The 13859-nt window shown below is 69.7% G+C and carries 10 protein-coding genes; 4 read left to right on the top strand and 6 right to left on the bottom strand.

Annotation, left to right across the window (positions count from 1 at the left end; translation table 11 throughout):
• Window positions 1-35: 35 nt before the first annotated feature.
• From GWK61_RS07655 to GWK61_RS07640, 4 genes are all read right to left on the bottom strand, one after another.
• Complete coding sequence (locus GWK61_RS07655) at window positions 36-3128, bottom strand: type I polyketide synthase (RefSeq protein WP_228561902.1); 3093 nt, start codon at window positions 3126-3128, stop codon at window positions 36-38.
• The gene (locus tag GWK61_RS07650) at window positions 3119-3859 is read right to left on the bottom strand and encodes a thioesterase II family protein (protein WP_194906497.1); all 741 of its coding nucleotides are present in this window, start codon (window positions 3857-3859) and stop codon (window positions 3119-3121) included. Before GWK61_RS07650 ends, GWK61_RS07655 begins: the two co-directional genes overlap by 10 nt.
• A gap of 8 nt (window positions 3860-3867) precedes the next feature.
• A complete protein-coding gene (locus GWK61_RS07645; RefSeq protein WP_194906495.1) occupies window positions 3868-5103 on the bottom strand; it encodes a cytochrome P450 in 1236 nt (411 codons plus the stop codon).
• A 267-nt stretch (window positions 5104-5370) separates the two neighbouring features.
• A complete protein-coding gene (locus GWK61_RS07640) occupies window positions 5371-5982 on the bottom strand; it encodes an LmbU family transcriptional regulator (protein WP_438939756.1) in 612 nt (203 codons plus the stop codon).
• Between the two features lie 1102 nt (window positions 5983-7084).
• On the opposite strand from GWK61_RS07640, the gene GWK61_RS07635 reads away from it, so the two are divergent.
• Window positions 7085-8419 (top strand): lysine N(6)-hydroxylase/L-ornithine N(5)-oxygenase family protein, encoded by a 1335-nt coding sequence (locus GWK61_RS07635; protein WP_194906491.1) that lies wholly within the window; start codon window positions 7085-7087, stop codon window positions 8417-8419.
• Complete coding sequence (locus tag GWK61_RS07630; RefSeq protein WP_194906489.1) at window positions 8416-9195, top strand: thioesterase II family protein; 780 nt, start codon at window positions 8416-8418, stop codon at window positions 9193-9195. The genes GWK61_RS07635 and GWK61_RS07630 overlap by 4 nt, the downstream gene beginning before the upstream one ends.
• 157 nt (window positions 9196-9352) lie before the next feature.
• On the opposite strand, the gene GWK61_RS07625 is transcribed toward GWK61_RS07630, so the two are convergent.
• A complete protein-coding gene (locus GWK61_RS07625) occupies window positions 9353-10009 on the bottom strand; it encodes an FMN-binding negative transcriptional regulator (protein WP_194906487.1) in 657 nt (218 codons plus the stop codon).
• Window positions 10010-10153: 144 nt separating this feature from the next.
• Window positions 10154-10840, bottom strand: a complete 687-nt coding sequence (locus GWK61_RS07620; RefSeq protein WP_194906485.1) for a 4'-phosphopantetheinyl transferase family protein — start codon at window positions 10838-10840, stop codon at window positions 10154-10156.
• 146 nt (window positions 10841-10986) lie between these two features.
• On the opposite strand from GWK61_RS07620, the gene GWK61_RS07615 reads away from it, so the two are divergent.
• Together GWK61_RS07615 and GWK61_RS07610 are read left to right on the top strand one after the other, a co-directional pair.
• Window positions 10987-12501: an FAD-dependent oxidoreductase gene (locus GWK61_RS07615; protein WP_194906482.1), complete on the top strand. Its 1515-nt coding sequence runs from the start codon at window positions 10987-10989 to the stop codon at window positions 12499-12501.
• 33 nt (window positions 12502-12534) lie between these two features.
• Entirely contained in the window at window positions 12535-13854 is a 1320-nt protein-coding gene (locus GWK61_RS07610) for a hypothetical protein (RefSeq protein WP_194906479.1), read from the top strand.
• The last annotated feature ends 5 nt before the right edge of the window (window positions 13855-13859 follow it).

Below are 13859 nucleotides of genomic sequence, written 5' to 3'. Positions count from 1 at the left end.
CGGAACCTCCCCAACGAAATAGGTGCTGCTGGCTGCTAGACGTATCCGCGGTCGATCAATTCGAAGATCTCGTCGTCACTGCGGCTGGCCGGAGGCACCCCGACGGGGTTCTCCGCAGCGGCAGGAGACTCCTGCGGCGCCAGGACCGAGAACAGGTGGCGCCCGAGCGCCTGCGGCGTGGGATACAGGAACGCCACCGTCGCCGGAAGCCGCACTCCGCCGGCCGCGATCAGCCGGTTGCGCAGCCGCACCGCCATCGAGGAGTCGAAGCCCAAGTCCTTGAACGTCCGGGTCGATCCAGCCGCCAGATCGCCGCCGGTCACCCCCGAGTCCTTCTCGTTCAAGACCGCCGCGGCCTCGGCGCACACGAGCTGCAGGACAGCCGACTCAGAGATCAGGTCTGCTGCCGCGAAACCGCCGGTACTGGCACTGGAATCGCCGGTTTCCTCGGGTGCGGTCAGCCAGAACTTCTGGCGTTGGAACGCGTATGTCGGCAGTGCGACCCGACGCGGCCGATGAGCCGCGAACACCGCGTCCCAGTCCACCGGCACGCCCCGCACATGCAGCTCGGCGAGCGAGGCCAGGATCCGGCCGGCGCTCCCGTCGTCCTTGTGCAAGGTGTCGGCCAGCACCGGCGAGGCCTGCAATGCGTCGGCCGTCTCGGCCATCGCCACCGCGAGCACCGGATGCGGACTGACTTCGACGAACACCGCGCCGGCTCGCATCAGGTTCTCGGCCACCTCGCCGAACCGCACCGTCGAGCGCAGGTTGTCGTACCAATAGGAGCCGTCGAGCTGGCGCGCGCCGAGCGGTCCGCCGGTCACCGTGGAGTGGAACTCGACCGTCGGCGGCCGCGGATCCAGACCCGCGGTGTCCGCCAGCAGCCGCTGCCGGATGCGTTCGACCTGGTGGGAATGGGCCGCGTAGTCCACGCGGACCCGCCGCACCCGGACGCCCTCGCCTTCGGCCCCGGCCGCGAACTCCTCCAACGCCTCGATCTCGCCGGAGACCAGCACTGAACTCGGCCCGTTGACAGCGGCCAGGGAAAGCCGGCCCGGCCACCGCCGCAACCGCTCCTCGGCCCAGGCCCGGGACGCGGCCACCGCGTGCAGTCCGCCCAGGCCCGCCAGCTCGGTCAGAGCCTTGCTGCGGACGGCGACGACCCGCGCCGCGTCCTCGACGGACAGCGCTCCGGCCACACACGCCGCGGCGATCTCGCCCTGCGAGTGCCCCACCACAGCCTGAGGGACCACCCCGAGCGACTGCCACACTCGCGCCAGGGAGACCATCATCGCGAACAGCGCCGGCTGGATCACGTCGTCGCGGCCTTCCAGCGACGCCGTCGACTCCACCCCGGTCACCACGTCGACCAGGGACCAATCCACCCACGGCGCCAGCGCCCGCGCGCACTCGTCGATCGAGGACGCGAAGACCTCCGACTCCGCGTACAGCCGCCGTGCCATGCCAGGCCACTGCGATCCCTGGCCGGGGAATACGAAGACGACGGGACCCACCGGCGCCGCAGCCACGCCGCGCACCAACCGCGCCGCGTTCCGGTCCGCGGCCACCGCGTCGAGACCGGCCAGCAGCTCGGCCCGATCCGTGCCGAGCACCACCGCCCGGTGCTCGAACTCCGACCGCGTCGCCGTCAGCGAGTACCCGACGTCGGCCGGCGACAGCGACGCGTCGGCAGCCACGAGCTCCTGCAGCCGCTCCGCCTGCTCCCGCAACGCCGGCGCCGAGCGCGCCGACAGCACCCACGGCAGCATCCCGGGGACGCCAGCAGCCTCGGCCCCGGTGTCAGCCCCGGTGTCGGCTTCCGGCGCGCGCCGCGGCTCCGGCGCCTGTTCGAGGATCGCGTGCGCGTTCGTGCCGCCCATCCCGAACGACGACACCCCGGCCCGCCGCGGCCGGTCCGGCCCACCGGGCCAGGGCCGCGCGCGGACGACGACCTCGAAGTCCGCCAGCAGGCCGGGGATGTCAGGGTTCGGGGACTCGAAGTTCAGGCTCGGCACCAGGTGCGCCCGGTCCAGGCACAGTGCCGTCTTGACGAACCCGGCGATCCCGGCGGCCGCCTCCAGGTGCCCGACGTTCGTCTTCACCGAGCCGATCGCCACCACGTAGTCGCGGCCGGTCTGCCGGAACACTTCGCGCAGCCCGGCGATCTCCGCCGGATCGCCGCGCCGGGTGCCGGTGCCGTGCGCCTCGACGTAATCGATGCCGTCGAAGGGGACGCCGGCGCGCTCCAGGGCGGCCAGGACGGTCGCGGCCTGCGCGTTCGGGCTGGGGTCCGGCATCCGCGTGGCGGCACCGCTCCCGCCGACGTCCCAGCCGCGGACCACCGCGTAGACGTGGTCGCCGTCCGCAACAGCCAGGTCGAGCCGCTTGAGCACGACGAACGCCCCGCCCTCGCCCCGGACGAAGCCGTTGGCCCGCGCGTCGAAGGTGTGGCAGCGGCCGTCGGGCGACAGGACGCCCAGATTCGCCAGCCCGGCACCGGATGCCGGATCGACGATCAGCTGCACGCCGCCGGCGATCGCGATGTCGACCGCGCCGCCACGGATCCGGTCGCACGCCAGCGCCAACGACACCAGGGAGGAGGACTGGCCGGAGTCGGCGCAGAAACTCATGCCGCGGACGTCGAACAGGTTCGAGATCCGGTTGGCGACCAGGGCACCGCTGGATCCGAGCGCGGCGTAGTGGTCGTCCCGGTCGCTGCCGGAGGACGCGCGCAGCTGCTCGTATCCGGAGGATGCGGTACCGACCACCACGTCGATCTCCCGGCCGGCGAGCGCGGACGCCGGAACCCGGGCGTCCTCGACGGCCTCCCAGGCCAGCTCCAGCCCGAGCCGCTGCACCGGATCCATGGCTGCCGCCTCGGCCGGACCGGTTCCGAAGAACTGCGCGTCGAATCCGTCGATAGTGTCGAAGTACGACCCCGAACTCAGCGTCGCAGCGTCAGGATCGGCGGCGTTCTGCGGGAAGTCGCCCCGCTGCTCGGGAAAGCTCCCGACGGTCGACCTGCCGTCGATGAGCAGTCGCCAGAACTCCTCCAGGCCGGCCACGCCGGGGAACCGACACGCCATCCCGACCACGGCGACATCAGTGCGCGCGCCGCTCATATCCATCCGACCAGCGCCTTGCTCAGTTCTTCCGGCGGCGTCGCGAAGTCCTGGCGCCCGCCGTCGACGACGCGGATCTCGACCGAGTCCGCGTAGCGCCGCCACTCCTGGATGTGGTCCGTGCTCACGTCGGGGTCGTCCCGCCACTGCAGGACCACGATGGGGCAGCCCACTGCGACGGGCTCGTCCCGCCGGTAGGCGCGCGCCGCGGCGACGTCGCCCCGCAGTGTGAGCATGCCCAGATCGATCATGTCGGGCCGCGGCTCGATTCCCCGGCCGCGGACCACCGCCTCCAGCTCCGCGCGCAGCTCGGCCTCGCTCATGGCCAGCATCCGGTCGCTGCCGGCGTGCCGCGGCGCCGGCTGGCCGGACACGATCAGGCAGCTCGGCAGCGGCAGCGAGCGTTCGGCGAGCCGGAGCACGGTCTCGAAGGCCGGCATCGCGCCGGCGCAGTGGCCGAAGAACGCGAACGGGCGGTCCAGCAGCGGCGTCAGCGGTTCGACCAGGCGGTCGGCGAGCTCTTCGTACGTGCCGTAGTGGGGTTCGGCCAGCCGGTTCTCGCGGCCGGGGAACTGGATCGGGCAGACCTCCGCCTCGCCGATCGCAGCTGGCCACGCGCTGAAGGCCGAGGCGCCGGTCCCGGACCGAGGGAAGCAGAAGATCCGGGCGGCGGGGCCGGACGGGGCCGGCGGCCGCAGGAACCACGGCGACCGGGTGGAGGTGGTACCGGATGTCATGACGTCATTCATTTCTTGGCGACGACGGGCAGGTGGGTCATGCCGGCGATGAAGTAGGAGCGCAGGTGCTCCGGCTCGCCGGCGAGTTCGACGGATCCGAACCGCCGCAGCAGTTCGCCGAAGAAGATCCGCAGGGTCAGCCGGGCCAGCGGGGCCCCGATGCAGTAGTGCGGCCCGAATCCGAACGCGATCTGCCGGCCGGCGTTGCGGGTGACGTCGAACTCGTGCGGATCAGGGAACTGCGACTCGTCCCGGTTGGCCGACCCGATCCAGGCGACGACCGCGCCGCGGGCCGGGACCACGCCCCCGCCGATCGGGGTGTCGCCCACCGCGTAGCGCATGAAGTTGCAGGCGGCCGAGGTCCACCGCAGCCCCTCCTCGACCAGGTTCGGCACCAGCGTGGGGTCGGCCTTGACCTTCGCGAACTGTTCGGGGTGCTCGATGAGCGCGAGCACCGTGCCGGAAACGGTGTGCGGGGTCGTCACGTTGGCGCCCAGCAGGATGCTGTAGCCGTCCAGCGCGATCTCCTCGTCGGTCAGCGGCACACCGCCGACGCTGACGTTCATGAGGTGGTCCAGCAGGCTGCCGTCCCGGCCGCCGGTGGAACGCCGTGCCCTGACCCACTCGGTGACGTAGGTGACGAGTTCGTGGTGCGAGATGGCCAGCGTCGAGGCCTCGTTGCCGAGCTGGAAGTGCGGGTCCGAGGGGGCCGTGACCATCGCGGTCAGCTGCACGAGCTTGTCCCAGTCCGGCTCCGGGATCCCCAGCACCGGGCCGGCGACGACCATCGGCAGGCGGAGCGCCCGCTCGGCGAGGTCGAAGACGCCGCCGTCGAGCGCCGGTTCGAGGAAGCGCCCGACCGCCGCCCGGATCCGGTCCTCCCACGGCGCCACGGCCCGCGCGGTGAGCATGGTGCCGATCGCCCGGCGGACCTGGCTGTGCCGCGGCGGGTCGGTGGAGGTCAGCAGAGTGCCGGCGGCGACGTCGTCGACCCCGAGGTGGGTGACCACCGTGCCGCGCTCGGAGGTGAAGAACCGGTGGTCGCCGAGCACGCGGCAGACGTCGTCGTACCGGGTCACCGACCAGAACTCCCGGCCGTCGGGCAGCACCTGGTGGTGCAGGGGCGCCTCGGCGCGCATCACGTCCCAGACGCGGTGCGGATCGCCGGAGCTGTAGAGGTCCAGGTCGAACAAGTCGACGCGGTCGAGGTCGGTTTCCTGGCCGGTACCGGGCGTCAACCTCACGGCGGTGCCCTCCCTGTTCCCTGGAGTGGATTGCAGCCAGAAGCGAATTGCTGCCGGCAGCAAAGAAACCACATTTCTCGGAGGAATCTCCATTACCCGGGCCGACGCCGCCGTCTTGGCAGGTGGGACCACACAGCCGTCCCGCCGACAAGACAGCGGCCGATTCGGAACCACGGGTATCACAAAGATGCCGCACGCCACTGATAGTGCTAGTAGGCGGGCGGCTCTGAACGACCGACAATAGCCGGTCGAGGAATAGTGGGGGGCCTAACCGATCTGCGGCAAATGCAGATCGTTGCGCTCGCCGGTGGCTTCCGCCACGGCCACGAGGATCTGGGCGACCCACGCGTCGAGGTTGAGACCGAGTCTGTTGGCCGTCGCCAGGCAGAACTCAAGACAGTCCGGGGGGACCGACACGCTGAGCGAGACCGTGCCTTCCGCCGAGGTGGCGGGCGTCGGGTCGCCGGCCCTGACCGGGAGCTGGTGCACGTTCTGGGCCTCGTCGGGGAGCTGGCCCACGCCGCCGGTGTTCCGTTCCACCAGGCTGGCCCGCACCTCGCGGCGCAGCCGCTTGACCGACCACGCGTGCTGTTCGGCCTTCAGCAGCCAGAAATCCTGTTCGGGTTCAGGAAGGGCCGCCACCTCGGCGTGGTGGGTGAAACTCAATCTGTCCCGGCGACGAGACATCGGGAAACTCCGGGCCACCCAAGCGTGATTTCGCAGTGTCTGGTAGTCCAGTGAGGTCAATTCGATCGCATCGCGGTATCTTCCAGTGAAGGTCGCCTCCCCGTAGACCAGCCAGTCCCCGAGGCACCACGACGAGGCCGACATCACCCCGGACAAGTAGTTGCCGATTCCCACCCATTTCTCGAACGCCATCCGCCTGGGCAGTCGCAGACCTCGCCTCGTTATGAATGTCGAGGTGTCCAATGCGCTGCCAAGGTCTCTGTCGCCTCTCGCCACGTCTTTCCGGGCTTGCACAGACGGGTCCCCGTGAAGCATGCGTCTCCTTAGGTTGCAGTTTCGTTCACCTGCAGATACATCTCAGAGAACTGACATTCAACCTAGCATGAGGAGGCATGGCCAAAAAGGCTTTAGGAACCCGCCCGGTGCGCGGACGGTGTCAATGGCCGATGTTATCCGGTCACGCTCCGCTGCGCCTGGCGAAAGCGTGCGGAAGCACATCCGGGCCCCGGACCTGCAACAACTGTGCGACCGACCGGCGCCTCTCGGTAGTCGATCTTTATGTTGGCAAAAGGGGGGAATCACAATGCGCTGGGACAAACAAGGACGAGTCGCAGCCCGAAACATGCCACGTCAATCCACGGCAATTTCTCAGGAATCTGTCATCCGCTTCCCCCGGCCGGCCCGACGCGCGCCGCCCCGCGGCCGACGGTGATCACCGGGGCGCCGGGTACGGGCGGATCGCGTGAAGCCGTCTCGGGTCGGCCCGTCAAGGTCAAGATCGAAGAGGCCCGTCGGCGATGACACCATCCGGTCCATCTGCGTACCGACCGCCTACCGGCCCGCCGGCACCTCGACCTGCCCGCTCTCGGCGTCGCGCTGGATTTCCCGTCATCGCCGGCCTTCGAGATCGGTCTGGTGGATTTCCGAACCCGACCGGAGTCAAGACTGTTGAAACTTCATGGAAACCCCTGCGGGCAAACCCTGCCTCCGGCGATCATCGGTGCCGGGCGCCGACGAACCCCGCTCCGAGCAGGCACATGTGGAATCCCGTGGATTGCTGAGCGAGATCCGCTCACCATCGACCGTGCCGAACGGCCGGGTCCCGGGTGTCCCGTCGGCGGGACACCCGGGACAAGCGGACAGCCCGCTCTATGCCGCCTGACAACCGCCCCGGACAATGCATATGAGAGACCGAACTACCTCTCAATTCTCTGACACAAAATCAGAGATTACATATGTGACCTGAGCCTTCAGGCAGCGAAAAACACATGGCAGACGACCGGGAGAATTCTTGATGAGTGAGAGTGAACACGATATCCACGACGTGGTAGGCGTCGGTTTCGGTCCGTCCAACCTGTCGCTTGCCATCGCCCTGGAGGAGCAGCGGACGGAGGCTCCGGAGAGCCGGATCAGCAGCCTGTTCCTGGAGCGGCAGGCGGCCTTCGGCTGGCACCGCAACATGCTGCTGCCGTCGACCACCATGCAGATCTCCTTCCTCAAGGATCTGGCGACCTTCCGCAACCCGACGTCGAGCTTCAGCTTCATCGCCTTCCTGCACGCGTCGGGGCGGCTGCTGCAGTTCGTGAACAACCAGGACTTCTTCCCCACGCGCAAGGAGTTCCACCAGTACCTGGACTGGGCGCAGGCCAGGGTGGCGCACCGGGTCTCCTACGGCTCGGAGGTGCGGTCGATCCGGCTGGCCCCGGACGCCGCGCCGGAGCGGCCGGTGCTGGAGCTGGAGGTCGCCGACACCGCCGGCCGGGGCAGCCGGACCGTCCTGGCGCGCAACGTCGTCATCTCCACCGGGCTGGTGCCGAGCATGCCCGAGGGGGTGAGCCGGGACGAGCGGGTGTGGCACAGCTCGGAGTTCCTGGAGAAGTACCGCACGATGGACCCCCGCGAACTGCGGCGCGTCGCGGTCGCCGGAGCCGGCCAGAGCGCCGCGGAGATCGTCAGGTTCCTCTACGACGAGCTGCCGCACGCTCAGGTGCACGCGATCGTCCCGGCCTACGGCTACCCCATCTCGGACGACTCACCGTTCGCCAACCAGGTGTTCAACCCCGAGGCCGTCGACGACTACTACTTCGGCAGCGACCGCACTCGGGACACGTTCTGGCGGTACCACCGCAACACCAACTACTCGGTCGTCGACGAGGACGTCATCAAGGGCCTGTACCAGCGGTGGTACGACGACGAGATCCAGGGCGTCAAGCGCCTGGAGTTCATCAACCTGACGCGGGTCGCCGGCGTCAAGCGCGTCGGCACCGAGACCCGTGTGTCCCTGCAGGAAGGCCCCGGCGCCGAGATCCGCGACCTCAACGTCGACGCCCTGGTCTGCGCGACCGGCTACGCCGCGATGAACCCCTCGGGCCTGCTCGGCGAACTGGACCGCTTGTGCCTGCGCGACGAGTCGGGCCGCTACCGTATGGAGCGCGACTACCGCATAGCCACCGCTCCCGAACTGCGCTGCGGCATCTACCTGCAGGGCGGCACCGAGCACAGCCACGGCCTGGCCTCCTCGCTGCTGTCGAACATCGCGCTGCGCAGCGGTGAGATCATCGACTCGATCGTGGCCCGGCGCGCCGACCAGGACGCCCAGGGCCCGGTCCTCGCCGAGTTCGGAGGATGACGTCCGTGGACGACGAACTACTGATCCGGCGCTACCGCGACGATCACGGGTGCCGGACCAAGCTGGTCTGCTTCGCGCCGGCCGGCGCGGGCGCGAGCACCTTCCACACCTGGGCCAAGGGGCTCCCGTCGGACGTCGGCCTGCTCGCCGTCCGATACCCGGGCCGGGAGGACCGCCTGCGCGATCCGATCCCGCCCCGGCTGGAGGACCTCGCCGACGAGATCGCCGACGGGATCAGGGCCTTGAGCGGGTACCGGCTGGTGCTGTTCGGCCACAGCATGGGGGCCACCGTCGCGCACGAGGTGGCGCTGCGTCTGCAGGAGCAGGGCAGGCCGCCGGCGGCCTTGTGCGTGTCCGGGCGCCGGCCCACGCATCTGCTGCCCGGCCGGAAGATGATCTCCGGCTCCGACGCTGAGATCATCGCGCACATCGTGGGTTTCGACGACAGCCGCTCGGCGGTCTTCGACGACGAGGCCCTGCGCGAGCTCGTGCTCCCCGCGATCCGTGCGGACTACCGCCTGGTGGACAACTTCGACGGCGGCGAGCGCCCGCTGCTGGACTGTCCCATCTACGGCTACACCGGCGACGTCGACACCGAGGTGACCCCGGAGCAGATGGACCGCTGGGCGGACCTGACCCGGGGCTCGTTCCGGCTCGTGGTGATGCCCGGCGGGCATTTCTATCTCAGGGCCGAGGAGGCCGCGCTGCTGGCCGACCTCAGCGGCGTCCTCGCCGAGGTCAAGGCCCGGAAGTCCCGGACGGCGACCGTACCGTGAGCCGGTGACCCCACCGCCGGCGAGCCGGCAGCGCGTCCGCCGGTCGCCGGCGGTGGGCTGCCGGCTCTTCCATGTCGCCCGATGGTCAGGCCGGCCGGATCAGGCAGGTCGGGCAGGCCGGTCAGGAAGGTCAGGAAGGTCAGGTAGGTCAGGTAGGTCAGGCCGACCCGGCCGGGTCGGGCAAGCGGTTCATCAGGTCCCCCACGGCCTGGCGCCGGGTGTCCGCGTGCGCGCGGAAGGACTGTTCCACCCGGGCACGGACCGGATCGCTCTGCTCCTGGCTCAGCTTGAACATCCCCTCGGCTCCGGTCACGTGGACCCGGAAGGCACCGACCGCGGGGACGATGCGGCGGAAGTACTCCACCGACTCGGTCATGTCCCACTGGCTGCCGAAGCGCCCTTCGAAGGTCTTCACCGTGGCCTTGACCACGTCGAGCGTCTCCTCGAGCGTATCGATCTTGTACACCGTCCCGCGCACGTGCACCGAGGTGAAGTTCCAGGTCGGCGCGGCCGGGGTGTAGTCGTAGGCGGTCGGCGTGACGTAGCCGTGCGGCCCGGTGAACGTCAGCAGCACGGCGCCGCCGTCCTCCAGCGCCGCCCAGTGCGGGTTCGCCCGGTTCAGGTGGCCCAGCAGGACGCTGCCGACCAGGTCGGGCGCCTCGGTGACGAGCGATTCCGGGATCGACGGGAGATGGGTGGCGAACGGGACGCCGTCGGCCGGGCCGTTGCTCGTCATCAGGGCCAGCGGATTGTCATGGAGGACCTCGATCATCCATGAGGCGTCGGGCGCACGATAGTGACCGGGTACGAACATGGGGGCCTCCCTGGACTCCTCGGATGACGCCGCGCTCGGTGGCGGACGGAAGGCCCAGCGGCGCACGCGCGAGGGGACGTTCCCTGTCTCGTCGCCGGGACACGCTGGGCTTCACTCACCTTGGCCGAGGTCTCAGTGCCCTGCCTACCTTTGGACAAGGCCTGAGCTGGTTTCCACCACGCTTGTTTCCACCACCACCGCGGTCACCACGAACCCGTCCGCCACCGCGAACCGCCCGCTCATCCGCGTCAGCGGCACTCCCCCGACGTCCGGCCCGACCTGCTCCAGCTCCGCCACGAACGTTCGCGCCTCCGGCTCGAACCGCACCGTCGCGTCCTGGAAGTCCAGCCACCGCCGGGCCAGCGGGAACCAGGCCTTGTACACCGACTCCTTCGCGCTGAACATCACCTTGTCCCAGTGCGTCGCCGGATACCGCGAGCGCAGCTCCGCCAGCACCGGGATCTCCTCCGGCCGCGCCACGACCTCCAGCACCCCCTCCGGCAGCCGCAGGTGCGGCTCGGCGTCGATGCCGACCGCCGCCAGGCGTCCGGCGCGCGCCACCGCCGCGGCCCGGTAGCCGTCGCAGTGCGTCAGGCTGCCGATGACGCCCTCGGGCCACACCGGCTCGTGCTTCGGCCCCGCCAGGATCGGCCCGGCCTCGCACCCGAGCTCGGCCAGCGCCTTGTGGGCGCACCAGCGCGCCGTCGCGAACTCCCGGCGCCGCTTGTCGACGGCCCGGGCGACCAGCGCGGCCTCCTCCGGGAACAGGTCGTCGGCATCGGCGTACGACTCAATCGCCACGACGTCCGCCGGCAGAATCCCGTCGATCACAGTTGCCCCCAAGCTCTCTGTACTACGGCCACTGACATGGTCGGCCAGACGCTGGGCGTCCAACAACTCTGATATCGCGGAGGTCCTTGACTCCTCACACTCTTATTCATACATTCACGCATCATCTGTATGAATGGATGGCAGCGATGGGCAGAGGCGGCAGAGGCACAGCGGTCGTGGCAGGCGGCAGCATCGCAGGGCTTTGCGCTGCGGGGGTACTCGCCCGCCACTTCGAGAAGGTGATCGTCCTGGAGCGGGACCAGCTGCCGTCGGACGCGGAGCACCGACGGGGCGTCCCGCAGAGCAAGCACCCGCACTTCCTGCTGAACTCCGGGCGGCGGGCGATCGGCGAGATCTTTCCAGGCTTCGAAGACGCGCTGATCGCCGCCGGCGGGATGCTGCTGATGCCGTCGATGGACGCCGCGTACTGCGAGAACGACGGCTGGGCGCCACGCAAACGCGGCTCCATGACGATGGTCTACAGCTCCCGCGTACTGATCGAACGCGTCCTCCGCGACTTGGTTCGTCGGCTGCCCGTCATCGAACTACGCGAAGGCGCCACAGTTGTCGGCCTGCTCTCCCTCGGCGGAGGCTCCACGACCGGACGCGTCGCCGGGGTCGAATACCGCACCGCCGACGGCGACCTCACCCGAGTACCGGCCGACCTGGTCGTCGACGCCCTCGGCCGCGGATCGTCGACCGTCGACTGGCTCGCCGCAGCCGGCTGGCCCGCGCCGCCGGAGAAGACGCTCGACGCCAAGGTCACCTACACCTCGCGCTGGTACGACCTGCCGCCGACTCCTCAGCGGCCGACCTCCTGGTGGTGGAAGCACCTGATCATCACGCCGACCCAGGACACCGGCAGCCATCCCGCCGAGCACGAGTTCCTGAGCAACTTCTTCCCGATCGAGGGCGATCGCGCCATCGTCTGTCTGGGGTCGTGGGGCATCGCCATGCCGCGCGACGTCGAGGCCTTCGAAACGGCGGCGGACCGGGTGCGGGCCACGGCGTTCGGCGCGGCGGCCAGGGCCTGCACGCCGACCTCGCCGGTGCACCTGACGCGCTCGACCGGCAACAAGTGGCGCCGGTTCGATCTGCTCGACGCCCCGCCGACCGGCCTGGTGTGCGTCGGGGACTCGATCTGCGCGTTCAACCCGTTCTACGCGCAGGGCATGAGCTCCGCGGCCCGCTCGGCGTTGGTCCTCGGCGACATGCTGCGCGAGCGCGGCGTCTGCGACGCTGCGTTCTTCCGGCAGTTCCTCACCCGGCAGAGGAAGTCGCTGGCCGTGCCGTGGATGCTGGCGATGGCACGCGACCAGGCCTACGACTTCGCCACCGGAACGGAGCTCCCGCCGCGGTGGCGTCGGCGGCTGGCCGCGCGCTTGAGCTGGCCGGTCTTCAATGCCATCAACGCTGCCAGCCGGGAGGATGCCTACGTCGAGCGGACGTTCGCGGAGGTCTTCAACCTGGACAAGTCGCTGCGGCGGCTCGTCGCGGATCCGCGCTTCTGGTATGGCGTCGGGCGTTACAGGCTGCGGCAACGGCTCGGGCGGACGGTCGTGCCCGGCGGGTTCGACCAGCGGCGGGATCCGCCGGCCACGGACTACAGCGACTACACGACTTGCACGACCTACACGACCTACACGACCTACAAGGCCTAGACGGCCTACGCGGCCTGAGAAGCGGAGGCACCTGTGTTGGACCCGACCTGCGATCCGACCGCCGAGCGCATCGCTGAAGGCCTCGGCTTCTCCTGCCGCCACGCCAACGCGATCGTGACCTTCCGCGACCCGTTCAGGCTGAGCAACGGCACCATGCCGGTGCTGGAGCTGCTCATCGTCGGCGGCGCCGTGTTCGCGCTCTGGCACGCGTGGCGCCGGTGGCGGCACGATGGGGATCCTGCCAACCTCACGCTGTGGTTCGCCTCGGTGGTCTACCTGGCCGTCATCGAACCGCCGTTGTACTTCCCCGGCTGGTTCGGGCTCGACAGGCAGGTCGGGTTCGTCTTCTCGCACAACGTGTTCACGGTGCAGTTCATGTACGACCGGCTGCCGCTCTACATCGTGGCCTTCTATCCGGCGCTGTCACAGCTCGCCTACGAGCTGGTCCGGACGCTGGGCGTGTTCGCACGGCGCGGCGCCCTCGGCGGTGCGCTGGCTGTGGCGTTCGTCTGCCAGGTTTTCTACGAGGTCTTCGACCAACTCGGTCCGCAGCTGCGGTGGTGGGCTTGGAATCCCGGCGACGCCAAGGTGAACCAGCCTGCGTTGGCTTCTGTGCCGATGAACAGCATGTTCCTGTTCGCTTCGGTGTCTTTCGGGGCGCTAACGTACCTCGTCGTTAGGCTGACCAGCCCCAGCACCAGCCTCGCCATCGCCTGGCGATCCGTCGTCGCAGGAGCCCTCGCTCCCCTGGCGATGCTCATCGCCGGCGCACCTGCGGGTGCCTTCCAAGGCCCCAGCCACCTCACCATCCAAAAGACGATCATCGGCATCGAACTCGCCGCCGTCTGGATCATCGGCCTCGCCCTGATCGCAGACTCCTGGCGCGCGCCCCGCACCGCCCCGGCGCCCGCTCCCGCTCCTGCTGCTCTGGCGCCCGCTTCTCCCGCTCCCGCTCCCGCTCGTGCTTCCGCTTCCGCTTCCGCTCCCGCTTCCGCTTCCGCTTCCGCTCCCGCTTCCGCTCCCGCTTCCGCTCCCGCTTCCGCTCCCGCTTCCGCTCCCGCTTCCGCTCCCGTTCCCGCTCCTGCTCCCGTTCCCGCTTCCGCTCCTCCCGCTGCTGCTCCTGCTGCTGCTTCCGCGCCTGCTCCCGCCCCCGCGACATTGTTCGCCCGCACCTATCCCCCGATCTACCTGGCCACCCTGGCCGCCCTGTGGCTGACCGCACTGCCCGCCTACTTCGCCGCAACCAACGGCGTCACCTCGGCAGGCGCACCGATCGGCAGCCTGTGGTACTCCACCCTCTGCGCGACTGCGGCCACCGGCGTCATCCTCGCTGCACGTCATGCGACCAGGTAGAGTCC

It is taken from the genome of Catenulispora rubra (assembly GCF_015356825.1).
In the GTDB taxonomy this organism is placed as follows: domain Bacteria; phylum Actinomycetota; class Actinomycetes; order Streptomycetales; family Catenulisporaceae; genus Catenulispora; species Catenulispora rubra.
This window is presented reverse-complemented; position numbering and strand designations above follow the sequence as displayed.